We start from the raw sequence: 19,525 nt of genomic DNA on the forward strand, positions 1-19,525 counted from the left end.
CAGACACGGGTTTAAAAAAGCTAATTCCACGGGTCTTTTAAGCATGGAAATACAAGGTGCCACAACGATATTCGCGGTCAATTTAAAGAGAATATTGAAATTAATAAATGAAAAATAGATGGGAAACAGATAAAAACCATCCATTTTTGTTCAAAATTCAAACAAAAATGGATGGTTTTTTTTAGGAAATTATTTCATCTAAGAAAAACCTGAGTTCTTCAGTGGCCTCAATGCGAGTCAGAGGGAGACCCCACAGGCGCTTGCGCCGAGGAGGCTCCCGGACCGCCCGCGGAAAGCGAACGCCTGCAACGGAAATCAACAGTCAAATTTATTCAAAGCAAAAGAAGTATGCCTGGTTTTTGGTTACTATTACCACACCCCTCAATATATTTAATATATAAACTTCAACAAAAAAAAGAAGCATTATCATCCTAATGCTCCTTGCTCCCTCTATATAAACTCATATCAAAATAAGCTTTTTATTCTTCTTCAGCAGCTTCCTTTTCCCCATGAACACGCTCTAATGCCATTGTATAAGCATCATTACCATAATTCAAACAACGCTTCACTCGAGAAATCGTTGCTGTACTAGCGCCTGTTTCTGTTTCAATCTTATGATATGTGTACCCTTCACGTAACATTCTAGCAACCTCTAGTCTTTGAGCTAAAGATTGAATTTCATTAACTGTACAAAGATCATCAAAAAAACGATAGCATTCCTCTAAATCATTTAAAGATAGTACAGATTGAAAAAGCTGATCTAGTTCTTTGCCACGTAGCTTTTCTATTTGCATATTCATTCTCCTTTTGCTTTTACGATTGTGTTATAAATGATTTAGATAAGTCTGGCACAACATTTATCCACGTTCTTCCAGGAGCAAATTTTATAACTTCTCCATCTTTAACCGGGATAATTCGCCCATCATGGTTTTCCCATTGCACTTCTTGCTTTGTTCCATTTTGAAGGAGAATTGCTTTTCCTCCAGAAGTTAAATTCAACCCTCTTCTACCATAATCATCTATAATACTATGTTCCATTTCAACAACGAACACATTTGCTAAAGTAACAGGTTCTCCACTTTCCAAATCAACCGTTTGTTCATTATCACTATAACGGCTATAGACTTGTTCAGCTTGATTATACTCGTAAGTTGCTTGCCATGTAGCGGAGTTGTCATATTTTATAACAAACTTGTTTAAAGGCTCACCTTGTACATTTACCACATCTTCTTCTGAAAGAAACTCAAAAGGCTCAACTTCAGCAGTCACTTCGTACCCTAATTTATCGGCACCTTTTAAGATATTTTCTTTTGAAATATATGAATTATGTGGTGCTTTGCGATGATCGGCTCTCCAAAACAAAGTGCCATCATAAAACAAACCATTTATATAGTCAGCTTCTCCATTAGTTTCAAGCATCTCTCTTGCATCAGGGCTCCATCCATGACTAACATATAGAGAGTTAAATCCTTTACTTAAATCAATATAATAATCTCTAGCACTTCTTACAGGACCTATAATGTCTGGTATATCACTTTGAAAAACCGCTAAAAATCTTGTTATATTACCTTCCGCAAGAACTTCATAAACAATATCTGCTTTATACAAACCAGATTGTGGTCTTGCACTTGGGTGATTATTAATCATGACGGCAACAGGACGTTGAGTTAACTCTTCTTCCTCTGCTTCTAATCCAGTTAGAGGAAATGAAACGCTTTCTTCAACTTCAACTGTTACTGGTTCTTCTTTGGTTTGAACAGGTTCTTTTTCTTTAGTGGAGGATTTTCCCTCATCATTACTACATGCACTCACAATGAGCATAGAAAGAATAATAAATGATAATTTTCCCTTAAACAAATTAACACAACCTTAACGTTTTTTCCACTTTTATATTTTAACGCATTATCGATGGAAAGAGTACCGTTTTTTTTATCACATCAAAAATACCTCTTGGTGTAATTCTTATATATGGTAGATGTGTTGATGATAGAAAAAATAATGAATAAATCGGATCATCAAAAACATAGCCTCTTTCAATCAGCAGTGAATTCAATTCTTTTTGCTTTTGCATCACATGTGTAAGCTTGTCACTTGAAGCACTTCCATTTAACTGTAACGGCAGCTCAAAGACCACTTCTTCGTTCTCACAAAGAACGATTCCACCACCAATTTCTTTCATTCGACGAAATGCTGAAACCATTTCTTGTTTATTTTTTCCGATAATAATAATATCACCTGTTGTTGAGTAGGAGCTTGCAAAGCCTTGAACTTTATTAGCAAAGCCTTTAATAAACGTGTTGATTCTCCACTCACCATTACGGTCAATAAGAGCTAGAAAACTTTCGTCATGCTGATATGATAAGTCATTTGCAGATCCATCAATTGTAATCGAGTATGGTTCCATGATGACCGCATTTCTCATTTTCATACCTAAAGGCATTGAAAATTGTAAATCATCCAGTGAAAGCTCCCAGTTTATTTCTGAAGCAACAAGTCCGTAATTCTCCCACATTATTTCTTCTTTTTCTACTACTTTTTTGTTATCTTTACGAAGCCAAATTCCTTTAGACATCACACTTATTGGATCAGGTTGATCAATGCTAGTTAAAATATTTAATGTTGCCACTTTTCCAGGTGCAATGGCACCAATTTGGTCGTCAATTTGATAATATTTTGCCACATTATATGAAGACATATTATACGCATCTATTGAGGGCACATTACAATCTAATGCAATATCTATACAACGATTAATCATTCCTTCTTCATAAAATGAAGGTGTTGCTCCATCTGTCGTATAATACAAGAAATCGTAAGTCGTTAAGCCTTCATTCTCAAGTTCCTTTAATAACTTTTCTAAATCTGGACGTATCGATGAATGCCTTAAAGCAGCTGTATAGCCCATCTTTAACCGCTTGATTACGTCTTTCCCAGACATTGATTCGTGATCACTATCAACACCGAACAATTTCATCTTTGTTAATGTATTTTCTGAAGCTCCAGGGAAATGCCCTTCCATTCTTTTTCCTTTTCTCTTTGTTTCTTGTAACCAGTATAAAAGCCAATCATCACCATCAGCAAGCTTAGGCCATCCTGTTAATTCTCCCCCTTGTAAAACAGAATCATGTTCTAGCCATTTTTTTACAAAATCATTGGAGAATATTTTATCTTCTGAATGCACTTCTGTTTGTAAATCAAAGCGAGCCCACCAATAAAAATGAAACGGAAACCTATCTAAATCATCAATAAAAGTAAGCGCTTTCTTTTTCTGGCATTGTAAAAGTAAAAATAAGTTATCACTGATTAATGTTGTTGTCCCTGTTTGTGACACATAACTTGCTAAAGAATGGGGATTATATAACTGAAATGGATGAGCATGTGGTTCAATATATCCTGGCACAACAACTTTTGTTGAGCAATCAATGATCTCAGTGTTAGTCGTGTTTTCAGGCAGATTATTACCAACATAAATAATTCGATCTTCTAAGATCCAGATATGTGCTTTTATCCATTGTCGTAAATAAGAGTTCAGATATGTTGCGTTTTTCAGTACAACAGTTGGTGCTAATTTATTTGATATGACATCAATTTGTTTCCGAATGGTACTGTTTTTCCATCTGAATTTTTTTTCGGGCATAGTAAACCCTCCATTTAATAGTTTGTAACTAATTACTATGTTAACATATGGAATTTATTAACGCATTAACGTTTTATTGCATTTTGATTACAATTTCTGGGAGGAATGTAATAATGGTTAGACCAAACATTGGAATAGTTAACGCATTAATTCGAATCACATGTGGACTTTCCCTATTATCTTGGGCTACATCTAAATATTGCAAAAAGCCTTGGAGAGATTCATATATCATTGTTATCGTTCTTGCAGCAATGAAAGTTGGCGAAGGAATCCTCCGCTTCTGTCCGATCACATATTTATTCGAAAACAACACAGAAACATTTTTCGTAGAAGAAGACGATGAGTATGATGATGATGAAGAATTCGAAGAGTCATACAATCCATCTTAATAAGAAAGTGCAAGTACCTTGATCAGCCTAGAAGGTGTTTCTTTACCTAGGAAAAAATTGATCTTTGAAATATCTGGCTCTTACGCTGGACATTAAAAACGGGACTGGTTAAACACCAGCCCCTTTTCTTTATAAATGACAAATATTATTGAAAAAAAAAAACTATTTGGGTTGCTAGTAGCTGATATGCGAGACTCCTGCAGGAATAGTGGGACAGGTGAGACCCCACAGGCGTTTACGCCGAGGAGGCTCACCGCCCACCTAGGAAAAATCGATCTTTAAAAAAGCAGTTGGGCTTTTTTATTATTTTCCCCTGTGGAAAGCGAGCATCCTGCAGCGGCTAGCAACCTACACCACACAAAATCATATCCAAGTTATGGAGGTATTACTATGTTTTTAGAATATTTAACAGATATGTCGTTCATCTTTATTGCGCTAATCGGCGGGATTGTCGCATTATTCTTTGCTTATATTAAGAAGAAACGCCGGACTTAATCGCCTTGTTCCCGATATCTTTACGATAAAAAAGAGCAGGACAAGCTATTTTGTCGACTAGCTTATAAGCCTGTTCTTGTGCATCACTAATTGTCTCACCGTATCCTGATACAACTAAAACGCGACCACCATTGTTAACAAATTGCTCATCAACTTTCTTTGTTCCAGCATGGAAAATAACTGCATCATCTGCTTTTTCTGTTAACTTTCCGATAGGTTTTCCTTTTTCATAATCATTTGGATAACCTTTTGAAGCTAGGACAACACCTAAAACAGCTTTTGATGACCATTTAAGCTCAACAGGTTGATCATTAAGAATGGCTAAAAGTGATTCAACTAAATCAGATTCAAGTCTTGGCAAAACAACTTGTGTTTCTGGATCACCAAATCTTGCATTAAATTCAATTACTTTTGGCCCTTCAGACGTTAAGATAAGTCCTGCATATAAAATTCCTGTAAAACCACGACCTTCACTAATAAGAGCCTTTGCTGCTGGTTTTAAAATTGTTTCTACTGCTGTTTGGACCACTGTTTCAGATATTTGTGGAACTGGAGAATAAGCACCCATTCCTCCAGTGTTTGGTCCTTCATCATTGTCATATGCACGTTTATGATCTTGAGCAATAACCATTGGGTAGACTTTTTCACCTTTAACAAATGCCATTAATGAAAATTCTTCACCAGCTAAAAATTCTTCGATAACAACTGAGCTTGATGCATCACCGAATTTTTCGTTTTCAAGCATGTCTGTTACACTTTCTAATGCTACATCAAGCGTTTCAGCAACTGTTACGCCTTTACCAGCAGCTAATCCATCAGCTTTGATAACAATAGGTGTACCTTTTTCGTTGATATATGCTTTTGCCTGCTCAACATCTGTAAATGTTTGATAATCAGCCGTTGGAATATTATATTTAATCATTAATTCTTTTGCAAAGTTTTTACTTCCTTCAATAAGTGCTGCCTCTTTTGATGGTCCAAATACTTTAAGGCCAGCTTCTTCAAAGTCGTTGACGATTCCGTTTAACAAAGGTACTTCAGGTCCAACGATTGTTAAGTCAATTTCTTCTTTTTTTGCAAAAGCTAAAAGAGCTTCATTATCATTTTCACTAATCTCAACTCTTGTGGCAAATTCATTCATTCCATCATTTCCTGGAGCAACAAATACTTCTTCTACAAGCTTGCTTTGTGCGGCCTTCCAAACAAGTGCATGCTCACGTCCGCCCTGTCCAATAATCAGTACTTTCATGCTTTACACCTCTTCTTAATGTTTAAAATGACGTACTCCTGTAAAGACCATTGTTATTCCATATTCATCAGCCATACGAATTGAATCTTCATCACGAATTGATCCACCTGGTTGGATAATAGCTGTAACACCAGCTTTAGCTGCAGCTTCAACTGTATCACTCATAGGGAAAAATGCGTCAGATCCGAGCGCACTACCTTGTGCTTTATCACCAGCTTGTTCAATCGCAATTTTCGCTGCGCCAACACGATTCATTTGACCTGCACCAACACCAACAGTCATTTCATCTTTCGCTAATACAATCGCATTTGACTTAACATGCTTAACAACCTTCCAAGCTAGCTTAAGATCTTTCCATTCATCTTCTGAAGGCTCGCGTTTTGTTGGAATGGTTACTTCTACATCATCAAGTGAAAGTGTATCCTCGTCTTGAACTAGTAAACCACCATGAACAGATTGAAGCTGTTTATCTGCCTTAGAAGCTGCCGTTACATCAATTGTTAACAAACGAAGATTTTTCTTGCTTGTTAAAATATCTAATGCTTCTTGGCTAAATGATGGTGCAATAACGATTTCTAAGAAAATTTCATGAAGCTTATGAGCTGTTTGGGCATCAACTTCATGATTCACAGCAACAATCCCGCCAAAAATCGACGTTGGATCTGCAGCATAACAACGTGTAAATGCTTCAAACACTGATGTTCCAACACCAACTCCACATGGATTCATATGCTTTACAGCAACTGCTGCTGGCTCACTAAATTCACGAACAATTTGTAATGCAGCATCTGCGTCTTTAATGTTATTGAAAGAAAGCTCTTTTCCATGAAGCTGTTGTGCATTCGCAATTGAAGCTACCGGAACGAAAGGCTTTTGATAAAATGTTGCTTTTTGATGAGGATTTTCACCATAACGTAGAGATTGCTTTTTCTCAAACGTATATGTAACTGTTTCAGGATCTTCTTCACCGATCTTATTTGTTAAAAATTCAGCTATTAACGCGTCATATGCAGCTGTATGTCTAAATACCTTTGCTGCTAAACGTTGCTTTTGAGTTAATGAAACTTCTCCAGAAGCTTTTAATTCTTCTAAAACTGCACTGTAATCTTGAGGATCAACAAGTACTGTTACATCTTCATGATTTTTTGCAGCAGAGCGTAGCATTGAAGGACCACCGATATCGATGTTCTCAATTGCATCTTGGAACTCAACATCAGGCTTTGAAATCGTTTCTTTAAATGGATAAAGGTTCACAACAACCAAGTCAATTGTTTCAATGTTGTTTTCTTTTAATTGATTCATATGGCTAGGATTGTTACGAACAGCTAATAATCCACCATGAATATTAGGATGTAATGTTTTAACTCGTCCATCCATAATTTCTGGGAATCCAGTTACTTCAGAAATACCGATCACATTTAATCCGTTTTCTTCAAGTAATGATTTCGTCCCACCAGTTGAGATTACCTCAACACCTAAATCGATTAATTCTTTTACAAAAGGAACAAGATTTTCTTTATTAGACACACTAACAAGCGCACGTTTCACTGACATATTTTTTCACCTCTAGCTTTATTTTGACACCAATTTCTTAATAACTTTAGGATATAACATATGTTCAACTTTATGGATTTTATCTGCTATTGCTTCTATTGTATCTCCAGCTTCAATCTCAATTGCTTTTTGAGCAATAATCGGACCTGTATCCATTCCTGCATCAACAAAATGAACTGTAACACCTGTTACCTTAACACCTGCTTGAAAGGCTTGCCCAACAGCATCTTTACCAGGAAAAGCAGGTAATAAGGACGGATGAATATTAACGATTCTATTTTCATATGCACCTAAAAGAGTTTCCCCGATTAATCGCATATATCCAGCAAGAATCACATAATCGATTTTATGATTTTGTAGTACTGTTAAAACTTCTTTTTCAAAATCTGCTTTTGTTGTATATTCTTTTGGTACAAAACAAACCACTGGTATATTTACTGATTTTGCTCGCTCAATGACTCCTGCATTTGTTTTATCACAAATCACAACACTAATCTCAGCTTGTATCTCACCTAGCTTAATTGAATCAAAAATCGCTTGAAAATTACTGCCATTTCCTGATGCAAATACAGCTAATTTCTTCATTCAATCGATCCTCCACCAAATGTAACACCAGAGCCCTTTGTCACACGACCAATGATAAAAGCTTTTTCACCATTGTTCTCTAATTGTCCGATCACATCATGTAAAAGCTCTTCTTTTACAGCAAGAACAAAACCGATTCCCATATTAAAGACATTAAATAGATCTTCACCTTTTAGCTGTCCTTGTTCTTTTAAGAAATCAAAAATCTTCGGAATTGGCCATGAACCATAATCAATTTCAGCACCCGTTCCTTCTGGTAACATTCTTGGAATGTTTTCAATAAAACCGCCACCAGTAATATGTGCCATACCATCCACTTGATATTTTCTAATCACTTCAAGAACAGGTTTAACATATATTCTTGTTGGTGTAAGTAGAACTTCGCCTAACGTTTCAGTGAATGGTTCATAAACTTTTTGCAAATCAAGCTTTCTATCTTCAAGTAATACTTTACGAACTAATGAGAAACCATTGCTATGAATACCACTTGATGAAAGACCAATTAATACATGACCTGGCTCAATATTTTGTCCTGTTACAATATTGTCTTTTTCAACAACACCTACAGAAAATCCTGCCACATCATATTCATCTTCTTCATATAGCCCAGGCATTTCAGCTGTTTCTCCACCAACTAAAGCACAACCAGATTGCTCACAACCATCAGCAATTCCTTTAACAATTTGCTCGATTTTCTCTGGGATCGCTTTACCTAACGCCAAATAATCCAAGAAAAATAATGGTTCAGCACCTTGAGCTAATATATCATTGACACACATAGCAACAGCATCAACACCTATGGAATCATGCTTGTCAGCCATAAAAGCAAGCTTTAACTTCGTCCCGACACCATCTGTACCAGAAACAAGCACCGGCTTCTTATAATTTAACTCACTTAAATCAAACATTCCACCAAAACCGCCAAGACCACCCATTACACCTAAACGCATTGTTTTTTCAACATGCTTCTTCATTCTTGAAACAGCTTCATAGCCTGCTTCAATGTCGACACCAGCTTGCTTATAAACGTCAGACATGCCTGCTTCCTCCTTAAGAAACCTTAGTAAATAGAACAAACTTTCATCTAATGTAGAACAGGAATCGAAATGTCGATTCCTATCATTTTTTTATTATAGTGAAACCCTTGAAGGCTTTCGCTTTTCTATTTTGTCCAGCTACAGCGCCTAGCTCCTCGAGGTCATAAGCACCACATGAATGGCAGGCAAAGAACGCCTTCCTTTCATGTGCTTCTTATGCTTGTCGGAGCTGATCAAGGCGCTTCCGCTTTTCTATTTAAGCTTTTTCGTGTGGTAATACTGTATCAGGGTAAATTTCAGTAGGATAACGACCTGTGAAGCATGCTAGGCATTGTCCTTTGAATTCACCTTCATATGGACGGCCGATTCCTTCTAATAATCCCTCTACACTTAGAAAGGCAAGGCTGTCTGCACCGATAAGTTCACGAATTTCTTCTATTGAATGGTTTGAAGCAATTAATTCTTCGTGTGTTGATGTATCAATTCCGTAAAAACAAGGATTTGCAATTGGTGGTGAACTAATTCGAACATGTACTTCTTTTGCACCAGCTTCACGAAGCATTGTGACAATTCGTTTACTTGTTGTTCCACGGACAATTGAGTCATCAACCATAACAACACGTTTTCCCTCTACAACACCACGTACAGCTGAAAGCTTCATTTTTACACCTTGTTCACGTAGTTCTTGTGAAGGCTGAATAAACGTTCGACCAACATAACGATTCTTGATTAATCCGAGCTCATATGGAATGCCTGTTAATTCAGCAAATCCAATCGCAGCAGAAATACTTGAATCAGGAACACCTGTGACAACATCAGCAGCAACCTCAGATTCAACAGCTAAACGTTTGCCTAAGTTTTTACGTGCAGTATGAACATTAATTCCATCAATATTGCTATCTGGACGAGAGAAGTAAATGTATTCCATACTACAAATTGAACGATTAATATTCATTGAAAAACGCTCAGAGCGAATTCCTTCGTCATTTATAATTAATAATTCACCTGGTTGAACATCTCTTTCATATTTTGCTCCAACTACATCAAATGCACATGTTTCAGAAGCAATCACATACGCATCACCCAAAACGCCAATAGACAATGGGCGTAAGCCATTAGGATCTAGAGCAACCATCATTTCCGTTTCTGTCATGATTAAAAAAGCATATGCTCCTTTAATGACTGTTAATGCGCTTTTGACTGCTTCCTTCATATCTTGATAGCCACTTCTTCTAATTAGATGTGCTAACACCTCAGTATCTGAAGTTGTTTGGAAAATACTTCCTTGACTCTCAAGCTGATGCTTAAGCTGTGTTGCATTAACAAGATTACCGTTATGAGCAAGTGCTAAGCCACCACTATGTGATTTAAAGAAAAGGGGCTGAACATTTTCATAACCGCCCCCACCTGCTGTTGCATAACGAACATGACCAATAGCAGCCTTTCCTGATAATTCATTTAATCTTCCATTAGCGAAAACCTCTGAGATCAGACCTAGACCTTTCGCACTTGTTAGCTTTTCCCCATCAGTTGTAACAATCCCTGCGCCTTCTTGACCTCTATGTTGTAGACTGTGTAAGCCATAATACGTAATTTGAGCAGCGTCTTTATGACCCCAAATTCCGAAGACACCACATTCTTCATTTAATCCTTTGATTTCAGTAAGCACGGGATAGCCCCTTTCCATGCAGCCTTAAGTTCTTCTACAGATGCATCTACAAGAGTTTCATTGTTTGTGTTTGTAATAACAAGCTTGCCAGAATCAGTTACTTCACCAATACAAACAGCATCAACTAATTGTTCAAATGCTTGTTGGTTTTCTTTTTTCACTGATATGATAAAGCGAGTTTGTGATTCACTGAATAGTGCTGCTGTAGCATCACCTGTAAGTGTCACTTCAGCTCCTAAATTCTTACCACCAAATAATGGTTCAGCTAGTGCAACAGCTACTCCACCTTCTGAAACATCATGTGCTGATGCGACAGTTTTAGCATGAATTGCTGATAATAGCTGATCTAATGTTTTTCTTTCTTTTGCTAAATCAAGCTCTGGAGATTGACCAAAGATTTTACCGTACGTAAGTTTTTGAAGCTCACTTCCACCAAACTCAGGCTTTGATTCTCCGATTAAATAGATAAGATCTCCAGCTTCTTTAAAGTCTTGCGTTGTAATATAATCTGTATCTTCAATTAATCCAACCATACCAATGACAGGTGTTGGGTAGATGGCTGTTCCGCTTGTTTCATTGTATAAAGATACGTTTCCACCAATAACTGGTGTATCTAACACGCGACAAGCTTCACTAATACCATCAGCTGATTTTTCAATTTGCCAAAAAATTTCAGGCTTTTCCGGATTACCAAAGTTTAAGTTATCTGTAATCGCAAGTGGCGTTGCACCAGAACATACGATATTACGAGCAGCTTCTGCTACGGCAATTTTCCCACCAACTTCTGGATCTAAATAAAGATAACGAGAGTTACAGTCAGTTGTCATCGCTAAAGCTTTCTTTGTATCGCGGATACGGACAACGGCAGCATCTGATCCTGGTGCAACAACTGTGTTTGTGCGAACCATATAATCATACTGATCATAAACCCATTCTTTACTTGCAATAGTTGGTTGTTTTAATAGATTGATAAGTGTTTCTTTATAGTTATCTACTGTAATAGGTGCTACGTCCATTTGTTGGAACTCTTCATAGTAAGCTGGTATTTTAGAAGGCTTATGATAAACAGGTGCTTCCTCAGCTAAAGCGTCAACTGGAAGCTCACATACCACTTCACCTTTATGGAAAAGACGAAGCATTTTATCGTCTGTTACTCTACCAACTGAAACTGCTTCTAAATCATATTTCTCGAAAAGGTCAACGATTTCTTGTTCTCTTCCTTTTTCAATAACAAGTAACATTCTTTCTTGAGATTCAGAAAGCATCATTTCATAAGGAGTCATTCCTGATTCACGTTGTGGAATAAGATCAAGGTCCATTTCCATACCAGATCCAGCTTTACTTGCCATCTCTGCTGATGAACTTGTTAATCCAGCTGCTCCCATGTCTTGGATCCCAACTAACGCATCATTTTTAATAACTTCCAAACAAGCTTCTAGTAATAGCTTCTCCATAAATGGATCGCCAACTTGTACCGCTGAACGATCTGCACCTGAATCGTCGGTTAACTCTTCAGAAGAAAATGTTGCACCATGAATTCCATCACGACCAGTTCTGGCACCAACATACATAACTGTGTTGCCAACACCTTTTGCTTGACCTTTTTTAATATCTTCATGGTTAATCAACCCTACACACATCGCGTTAACAAGGGGATTTCCTTCATAAGAATCATCAAATTGAATTTCTCCACCTACTGTAGGAATTCCGATACAGTTACCGTACCCTGCAATTCCAGCAACAACTTCTTCAAATAAATATTTCACACGTGGAGATTGTAATTCTCCAAAGCGTAAAGAATTTAAAATAGCAATAGGTCTTGCTCCCATTGAGAATACATCACGGATGATCCCACCAACACCAGTAGCTGCACCTTGATAAGGCTCAATAGCAGATGGATGGTTATGACTTTCAATTTTGAAAACAACCGCTTGATTGTCACCAATATCGACAATCCCCGCTCCTTCTCCAGGTCCTTGTAGAACCTTTTCACCTGTAACAGGGAATTTCTTTAAAATAGGCTTAGAGTTTTTATAACTGCAGTGCTCAGACCACATAACAGAGAAAATACCGATTTCTGTGTAATTTGGTAAACGACCAATAATTTTTTCAATCAGAGCAAACTCGTCATCACTTACACCCATCTGTCTGTAAACTTTTTCATCTTTAATCATCTGGTTCGTTGGTTCAAGCAGTAGTGACATGAGATTCCCTCCAGTTTTTCACGATCGATTGAAATAATTTTAATCCGTCAGCACTTCCAAGTAATTCATCAACTGCACGCTCAGGATGTGGCATCATCCCTAATACATTTCCGCGTTCATTTGTAATTCCAGCTATATCAACTAAACTGCCATTTGGATTTTCTTCGTACGTAAACACAATTTGATTGTTTTCTTTAAGCGTTTGAAGTGTTTCTTCATCACAATAATAATTCCCTTCTCCATGTGCGATAGGAACTGAGATAATCTCATCCTGATCATAAGCTGAAGTAAAGGCAGTATTATTATTTGCAACCTTTAAATGAACTGGTCTACACATAAACTTTAAATTTTCATTTCTTTTCATAGCACCAGGAAGCAGACCTACTTCTAATAAAATCTGGAATCCGTTACACACACCAAGAACTGGCTTACCAGCTTCAGCTGCTTTTACTACTTCCTTCATTACGTTTGAGAAACGAGCAATAGCTCCAGAGCGTAAGTAATCTCCATATGAAAATCCACCTGGTAAAAGAATGCCGTCAAATTGGCTTAAATCTGTTTCATCATGCCAAACATATTCTACTTCTTCACCAAGCTCATCTTTAATCGCATGATACATATCTACATCACAGTTAGACCCAGGGAAAACGATCACAGCGAATTTCACTTTGTGACAACCTCCTGTACCTCATAGCTAAAGTCTTCAATCACTGTATTAGCAAGTAGTTTTTCACACATTTCACGAACAGCTACATCTAAATCACGATCAGATTTCTCAATCGTTAATTCCATATATTTACCGATACGTACGTCTTGCACTTCATTATATGACATACTGTGTAGAGCACTCTTAACTGCTGTTCCTTGTGGATCTAATACACTTTCTCTTAACGTGACATAAACTTTTACTTTGTACATGTTGATTGTCCTCCAAGTCTAGTTAAAATAACTTCATATGCATCTGTTAAACTACCAATATCTCTTCTAAAAACATCTTTATCAAACTTTTCATTTGTATTGATATCCCATAAACGACAAGTGTCTGGTGAAACTTCATCAGCTAATATAATGTTTCCATCCTCAGTGATTCCAAACTCAAGCTTAAAGTCAATTAAACGAACATCACAAGCTTGAAAATGCGCTTTTAGCACATCATTTACTTTTCTAGCAAGTGTTTTTAAAGTTGCTACTTGCTCAGGTGTTGCCACTTCTAAAAGTGCAATATGATCCTCAGTAAGTAATGGATCACCTAATTCATCATCTTTATAGTAAAACTCAACTAGTGGGTTTTTAATTTCTGTTCCCTCTTCAATACCAATTCGTTTAGAAAGACTTCCTGCCACAACATTTCTCACAACAACTTCTAGCGGAATAATCGTTACTGATTTAACAAGCTGCTCTGTTTCAGATAATCTTTTTACAAAATGATTTTCAATATTGTTCGCTGTAAGCTTTTCAAAGATCAATGTTGAAATCTCATTGTTTAGACGACCCTTGCCTGTAATTTCTTCTTTTTTCACACCATTAAAGGCTGTAGCAGAATCTTTATAAGAAACTAGTAAAATATTAGGCTCATTAGTTTTATAAATACGCTTTGCTTTTCCTTCATATAGTAATTCAAGCTTTTCTGTGTTCATAAAAGCCCTCCTAAACAGAATTTTGGGAACATTCACTTTAAAAATGATGATACTGTTACATTTTCTAACCAAGTTTTTTGATCAAATAGATAGCAAGGGGCTTATTTAGACCCTTGCTATTTTTGTTTTAAAGACCTAGACGTTCAAAAATTGCGTCTACACCTTTTAGATGGTAGTTATAGTCGAAACAATCTTCTATTTTTTCAGCAGATAAGCGAGAAGTGATTTTCTCTTCTCCTTCAACTAGTCCACGGAATGGAACTTGCTTTTCCCAAGCTTCCATTGCTTTTGGTTGAACAAGATCATACGCTTCTTCTCTTGTCATGCCTGTATCGATTAAAGCAAGTAACACACGTTGTGAGTAAATCAACCCTTGTGTACGATCCATATTACGCTTCATATTTTCAGGGAATACTGTTAAGTTTTTCACGATGTTTCCAAAACGATTTAACATATAGTTAAGAGCTATCGTAGCATCTGGTAAGATAATACGTTCAGCAGATGAATGTGAGATATCTCTTTCATGCCATAATGGAACATTTTCATAAGCTGTTAACATATAACCACGAATCACACGTGCAAGACCTGTCATGTTTTCAGATCCGATAGGATTACGTTTATGTGGCATTGCAGAAGATCCTTTTTGACCTTTAGCAAATGACTCTTCCACTTCACGAGTTTCACTTTTTTGTAATCCACGAATTTCTACAGCAAACTTTTCGATAGATGTTGCAACCAATGCGATAGCTGCCATATATTCTGCATGTCGATCACGTTGTAAGGTTTGAGTTGAAATTGGTGCTGGTTGTGTACCTAATTTTTCACACACATATTTTTCAACAAAAGGATCGATGTTTGCATATGTTCCAACTGCTCCAGAAATCTTCCCAAACTCTACTCCAGTTGCTGCACGCTTGAAGCGATCTAAATTACGCTTCATTTCTTCATACCAAAGACCAAGCTTTAAACCAAAAGTAGTAGGCTCTGCATGAACACCATGAGTACGGCCCATCATCACTGTGTATTTATGTTCTTGAGCTTTTTCTTTTAAAATTTGTACAAAGTTCTCAATATCTTTTAAAAGAATGTCGTTTGCTTGTTTAAGTAAGTATGATAATGCTGTATCTACAACATCAGTAGACGTTAATCCGTAATGTACCCATTTACGCTCTTCTCCAAGAGTTTCAGAAACTGCTCTAGTAAAGGCAACAACATCATGACGAGTTTCTAATTCAATTTCATTAATACGATCCACATCAAATGATGCATTTTTACGAAGAAGTGCTACATCTTCTTTAGGAATAACACCTAACTCTGCCCAAGCTTCACATGCTAAAATCTCAACCTCTAGCCATGCTTTAAATTTGTTTTCTTCTGTCCAAATTGAACCCATTTCTGGTCTTGTATAACGCTCAATCATTGATATGCCTCCGTCCTATTTTAAACCCCAAATTTGATCGATCTGTTTTATTTCTTCTTCTATATCGTCACTCATAATCGTGATATGCCCCATCTTACGCTTAGCAATTGGCTCTTTCTTACCATAAAGATGAAGCTTAGATCTTTCTAATAAGTTTAGATGTTCGTTAACCACTGGTAAGTCCTCACCTAGCAAATTCACCATCACACCACTTTGTCTTAATGTAGTATGACCCAATGGTAGGTTACAAATTGCACGAACATGCTGCTCGAACTGATTTGTTTCACATAAATCAATCGAATAATGACCTGAATTATGCGGACGTGGAGCTAACTCATTTATATAAATCTCACCAGACTCCGTTAAAAACATTTCTACAGCAAGTGTTCCTACTAATTCAAAACTATGTGAAAGCTTTATCGCTAGTTGCTCAGCTTTTTCAATAACCTCTTCATTCACACGAGCTGGTACAATACTTTGATATAAAATATTATCTTTATGAATGTTTTCAGCTACTGGAAATGTTTTTGTTTCTCCACTAACAGATCTTGTCACAATAACTGAAATTTCTTTTTCAAAAGGAACCCATTTTTCTAAAATACATGTTCCTTGGTTAAGTAATTGGTTTGCTTCTGCTAAATCTTGCTGCTCACGGAGAACAACTTGACCTTTACCATCATAGCCACCTCTGCACGTCTTAAGCACACTCGGATATTGAAGAAGTTCTACAGCATCATTTAGTTCTTGTTCAGTATGCACAATCTTATATGGTGCTACTTCACATCCAGCATTTACAATGGCAGCTTTCTCAGTTTCACGATCCTGAGTTAATAATAATAAAGAGCTTTTTTGAGGAAGATACGCATGCTCCTCTAACCATTTCAGTGCCGTATAATCTATATTTTCAAACTCGTATGTGATCACATCACTTACACTTGCTAATTTTTTTATCGCATCTAAGTCATCATAACTCGCATTAATCTCTATATCTGCAAGTTGACCACATGGACAATCCTCTGTAGGATCTAGTACGGCAATTTTATAACCTAGCTGTCTAGCAGCAATTGCCATCATACGTCCTAATTGACCGCCACCAATGATTCCTATTGTTTGACCAGGTAGAATTTGCTTATACAAGCTCATCACTACTTTCTAGTACCTTTACACGCAGCTCGTTTCTTCTATTATCTAATACAGCTGCTAATTGCTCATCAAATGCTGAGAGAAATTGTGCTGCTAACAAGCCTGCATTTGTAGCACCTGCCTTACCAATCGCAACAGTTGCTACTGGTACACCACCTGGCATTTGTACAATCGAAAGTAATGAATCCAAACCATTTAATGCTTTCGATTGAACAGGAATTCCTATAACAGGTAAAGTCGTTTTTGCTGCAACCATTCCTGGCAAATGTGCTGCACCACCTGCTCCAGCAACTATAACCTTTAAACCTCTTTCTCTAGCATTCTCTGCATATTCAAACATGTAATCAGGAGTACGATGAGCCGAAACTACTTTTTTTTCATAAGGAACATTTAATTCATCAAGAATGTCACAAGTATGCTTCATTGTTTCCCAATCAGATGTACTTCCCATAATAACTCCAACAACCGGATCCAATCTTTTCCCCACCTTTACAAATCTTCATATAAAAATAGCCCGATATACTAACATTCTCATAAAAAGAGAAAGTTAGTATATCGGGCTCGGACTTAAATAAATACCGAATCGTTTATACATACACTTTCCCTCATAGTCCGATGATTTACGGTCAGCGGGTAGAAACTTCTGGGCCATATTCCCAATTTTATATGAGGTTACCGTTAATTAATTATTTACATGTTTTATATTAACAATGAAGCTTTTCTATGTCAACGTAAAATCGAACGATTTATTTAATATATAATTTAATGTTCGGCTTTTACACCAACTTTCCTTCAAAAACAATCTTTCTACCACATGGTACATGCTCAACAATACTTTCTCGAATTTCTTCCTTGAAAATTGGTTGCTCCGTTCTTCTCACAGGAAAATACCCTTCATCACTCATTCTTTGTAAACAATCATCAATTGTTTCATTTTCTTCGACGATAAATTTCTTTTTACTTGGTTTACTTGTCATCTTTTCTACTCCCTTTACCTAAACCTAATTATGTATAAGCTACTATCAATAACTTGTCATTCCTTAGGAAATAATGATATGTAGATTCTTGCCATCACTTTAGTTCATTTAGAGTATCAATTACTACACCTAAAATCAACAACAATCTGACAAAAAATCCTGCGTTTACCTATGAAATAAATTTAGTATTTGACAGTTGTTTGTTTCCTATACTTTAATCAATAAGGCTATTTTCAAATACCTTGTTGTTTATTTATTTCCTTAGCTCAGGTATAAAACTGCATATGCGTTTTTTCATTTTTATAATAATCTAATCGATCCTGTAAAGTACCTGTATGAAATTCAAACTTATGTCCATCTAAATCAGTAAAATAGATAGATTTTCCATCACGTTTATCTCTTTCACGTCCTGTTAGTATGTTCACGTTTAATTCAACTAGTTTGTGATAGATACCCGTAAAGTCTTTTTCATCAATCGTGAAAGCCAAATGAGTGTAAGATCGTTCAATCTCGTTACGAGGAATATCACTCTCCTCATTAAGAGCAAGCCACAACCCATTCAAATCAAAATAAGCAGTTTTCCTTCCCCTAACTAATAACTTCGCATCAAAAACCTGTTTGTAGAATTCGATCGACTTTTCTAAATTAGATACGGAAAATAATAAGTGATTTATACCTTTAACTTTCATCTGTGCACCTGCTTTATTTATTTTTTGAGAATTCTTTATGAAAATAAAGAGTATGTAGTATTTCAAATTTATTAAAATTAATTATTACATTTAACTTACTATATTCATTTCTTTTTACAAGAGAAAAAGACCGGTATGTTTACTGATCTTTCTATTCTATATTCGACGATGTCCTATGTATAAGAGAAATCATCATTCATGTTTAATCTTCTTTGCTTGTCCCAAGCCTTAGGGTAGTAGTTCCTTTTAAACTTTACACTCTTACACTCATAGAGCTGATGATGGACATAAGCGAGAGGAAGCATGAGTTAATGGTCTTCATAGAGCCGATGATGGACATAAGCGCGAGAGGAAGAATGAGTTAATGGTCTTCATACATGTCTTCGATAAAACCAATATCATGTAAAGAACTTTGATTCTGCTTTTTTGCCTTTTACCTTTTTCTATACAAAAAAGACCAGTATCTCTACTGATCTTTCCACTCTTTACTTGACGACGTCCTACTCTCACAGGGGGAGACCCCCAACTACCATCAGCGCAAGAGCTTAACTTTCTTGATCTTCTTGCTTCTCCCAAGCCTCAGGCTAGTAGTTCCTTATAGTCTCTACCTCTTATACACCTCTTCGATATAATCAATATCATGTATAGAACTTTGAAACCTATTTTTATATCTTCTACCTTTTTCCCCACAAAAAAAGACCAGTATCTCTACTGATCTTTTCACTCTTTACTTGGCGACGTCCTACTCTCACAGGGGGAAACCCCCAACTACCATCGGCGCTGAAGAGCTTAACTTCCGTGTTCGGCATGGGAACGGGTGTGGCCTCTTCGCCATCATCA

At 36.6% G+C, this 19,525-nt stretch carries 19 protein-coding genes, 1 rRNA gene and 1 riboswitch; of the genes, 2 read left to right on the plus strand and 18 right to left on the minus strand.

The window, feature by feature from the left end; genetic code table 11:
- Positions 1 to 479: 479 nt before the first annotated feature.
- The 3 genes from LC076_RS23315 to LC076_RS23325 form a co-directional block, all read right to left on the minus strand.
- Complete coding sequence (locus LC076_RS23315; RefSeq protein ID WP_226671515.1) at positions 480 to 794, minus strand: YerC/YecD family TrpR-related protein; 315 nt, start codon at positions 792 to 794, stop codon at positions 480 to 482.
- Between the two features lie 19 nt (positions 795 to 813).
- Positions 814 to 1,821 (minus strand): DUF3048 domain-containing protein, encoded by a 1,008-nt coding sequence (locus LC076_RS23320; RefSeq protein ID WP_413466028.1) that lies wholly within the window; start codon positions 1,819 to 1,821, stop codon positions 814 to 816.
- Positions 1,822 to 1,894: 73 nt separating this feature from the next.
- Complete coding sequence (locus LC076_RS23325; protein WP_226671517.1) at positions 1,895 to 3,637, minus strand: adenine deaminase C-terminal domain-containing protein; 1,743 nt, start codon at positions 3,635 to 3,637, stop codon at positions 1,895 to 1,897.
- 113 nt (positions 3,638 to 3,750) lie between these two features.
- Here LC076_RS23325 and LC076_RS23330 point away from each other — a divergent pair, with 113 nt between their 5' ends.
- Together LC076_RS23330 and LC076_RS24555 are read left to right on the plus strand one after the other, a co-directional pair.
- Positions 3,751 to 4,026, plus strand: a complete 276-nt coding sequence (locus tag LC076_RS23330; RefSeq protein WP_226671518.1) for a DUF2892 domain-containing protein — start codon at positions 3,751 to 3,753, stop codon at positions 4,024 to 4,026.
- A 390-nt stretch (positions 4,027 to 4,416) separates the two neighbouring features.
- Positions 4,417 to 4,521 (plus strand): EYxxD motif small membrane protein, encoded by a 105-nt coding sequence (locus tag LC076_RS24555; RefSeq protein WP_413466027.1) that lies wholly within the window; start codon positions 4,417 to 4,419, stop codon positions 4,519 to 4,521.
- Here LC076_RS24555 and purD read toward each other — a convergent pair.
- The 15 genes from purD to rrf form a co-directional block, all read right to left on the minus strand.
- The gene (gene purD / locus LC076_RS23335; protein WP_226671519.1) at positions 4,499 to 5,770 is read right to left on the minus strand and encodes a phosphoribosylamine--glycine ligase; all 1,272 of its coding nucleotides are present in this window, start codon (positions 5,768 to 5,770) and stop codon (positions 4,499 to 4,501) included. The two genes, LC076_RS24555 and purD, sit on opposite strands and share 23 nt — an antisense overlap.
- Before the next feature lie 15 nt (positions 5,771 to 5,785).
- Entirely contained in the window at positions 5,786 to 7,324 is a 1,539-nt protein-coding gene (purH, locus tag LC076_RS23340; RefSeq protein ID WP_226671520.1) for a bifunctional phosphoribosylaminoimidazolecarboxamide formyltransferase/IMP cyclohydrolase, read from the minus strand.
- An 18-nt stretch (positions 7,325 to 7,342) separates the two neighbouring features.
- Positions 7,343 to 7,909 carry a phosphoribosylglycinamide formyltransferase gene (gene purN, locus LC076_RS23345; RefSeq protein WP_226671521.1) on the minus strand — a complete coding sequence of 189 codons (567 nt, stop codon included), beginning with the start codon at positions 7,907 to 7,909 and terminating at the stop codon, positions 7,343 to 7,345.
- Positions 7,906 to 8,946 (minus strand): phosphoribosylformylglycinamidine cyclo-ligase, encoded by a 1,041-nt coding sequence (gene purM, locus LC076_RS23350; protein WP_226671522.1) that lies wholly within the window; start codon positions 8,944 to 8,946, stop codon positions 7,906 to 7,908. Before purM ends, purN begins: the two co-directional genes overlap by 4 nt.
- A gap of 256 nt (positions 8,947 to 9,202) precedes the next feature.
- Positions 9,203 to 10,615 (minus strand): amidophosphoribosyltransferase, encoded by a 1,413-nt coding sequence (gene purF / locus LC076_RS23355; protein ID WP_226671523.1) that lies wholly within the window; start codon positions 10,613 to 10,615, stop codon positions 9,203 to 9,205.
- On the minus strand, positions 10,591 to 12,819 hold the full coding sequence (gene purL, locus LC076_RS23360) for a phosphoribosylformylglycinamidine synthase subunit PurL (protein ID WP_226671524.1): 2,229 nt from the start codon (positions 12,817 to 12,819) through the stop codon (positions 10,591 to 10,593). Before purL ends, purF begins: the two co-directional genes overlap by 25 nt.
- Positions 12,803 to 13,486 carry a phosphoribosylformylglycinamidine synthase subunit PurQ gene (gene purQ / locus LC076_RS23365; protein WP_226671525.1) on the minus strand — a complete coding sequence of 228 codons (684 nt, stop codon included), beginning with the start codon at positions 13,484 to 13,486 and terminating at the stop codon, positions 12,803 to 12,805. Before purQ ends, purL begins: the two co-directional genes overlap by 17 nt.
- Positions 13,483 to 13,737, minus strand: a complete 255-nt coding sequence (gene purS, locus LC076_RS23370; protein ID WP_204954591.1) for a phosphoribosylformylglycinamidine synthase subunit PurS — start codon at positions 13,735 to 13,737, stop codon at positions 13,483 to 13,485. Before purS ends, purQ begins: the two co-directional genes overlap by 4 nt.
- Positions 13,725 to 14,456, minus strand: coding sequence for a phosphoribosylaminoimidazolesuccinocarboxamide synthase (purC, locus tag LC076_RS23375; protein WP_146950348.1), 732 nt, complete (start codon positions 14,454 to 14,456; stop codon positions 13,725 to 13,727). The genes purS and purC overlap by 13 nt, the downstream gene beginning before the upstream one ends.
- Before the next feature lie 127 nt (positions 14,457 to 14,583).
- Complete coding sequence (purB, locus tag LC076_RS23380) at positions 14,584 to 15,876, minus strand: adenylosuccinate lyase (RefSeq protein WP_226671526.1); 1,293 nt, start codon at positions 15,874 to 15,876, stop codon at positions 14,584 to 14,586.
- Between the two features lie 15 nt (positions 15,877 to 15,891).
- Positions 15,892 to 17,019: a 5-(carboxyamino)imidazole ribonucleotide synthase gene (purK, locus tag LC076_RS23385; protein ID WP_226671527.1), complete on the minus strand. Its 1,128-nt coding sequence runs from the start codon at positions 17,017 to 17,019 to the stop codon at positions 15,892 to 15,894.
- A complete protein-coding gene (gene purE, locus LC076_RS23390; protein WP_226671528.1) occupies positions 17,006 to 17,494 on the minus strand; it encodes a 5-(carboxyamino)imidazole ribonucleotide mutase in 489 nt (162 codons plus the stop codon). Before purE ends, purK begins: the two co-directional genes overlap by 14 nt.
- Positions 17,495 to 17,607: 113 nt before the next feature.
- A riboswitch (purine riboswitch) is annotated at positions 17,608 to 17,709 on the minus strand.
- A gap of 86 nt (positions 17,710 to 17,795) precedes the next feature.
- Complete coding sequence (locus LC076_RS23395; RefSeq protein ID WP_226671529.1) at positions 17,796 to 17,996, minus strand: NETI motif-containing protein; 201 nt, start codon at positions 17,994 to 17,996, stop codon at positions 17,796 to 17,798.
- A 266-nt stretch (positions 17,997 to 18,262) separates the two neighbouring features.
- Positions 18,263 to 18,685 (minus strand): FosM family fosfomycin resistance protein, encoded by a 423-nt coding sequence (gene fosM, locus LC076_RS23400; RefSeq protein WP_226671530.1) that lies wholly within the window; start codon positions 18,683 to 18,685, stop codon positions 18,263 to 18,265.
- A 729-nt stretch (positions 18,686 to 19,414) separates the two neighbouring features.
- Positions 19,415 to 19,525, minus strand: a 5S ribosomal RNA gene (rrf, locus tag LC076_RS23405); the annotation flags it as partial.

Source organism: Metabacillus litoralis, assembly GCF_020524045.1.
In the GTDB taxonomy this organism is placed as follows: domain Bacteria; phylum Bacillota; class Bacilli; order Bacillales; family Bacillaceae; genus Metabacillus; species Metabacillus litoralis_C.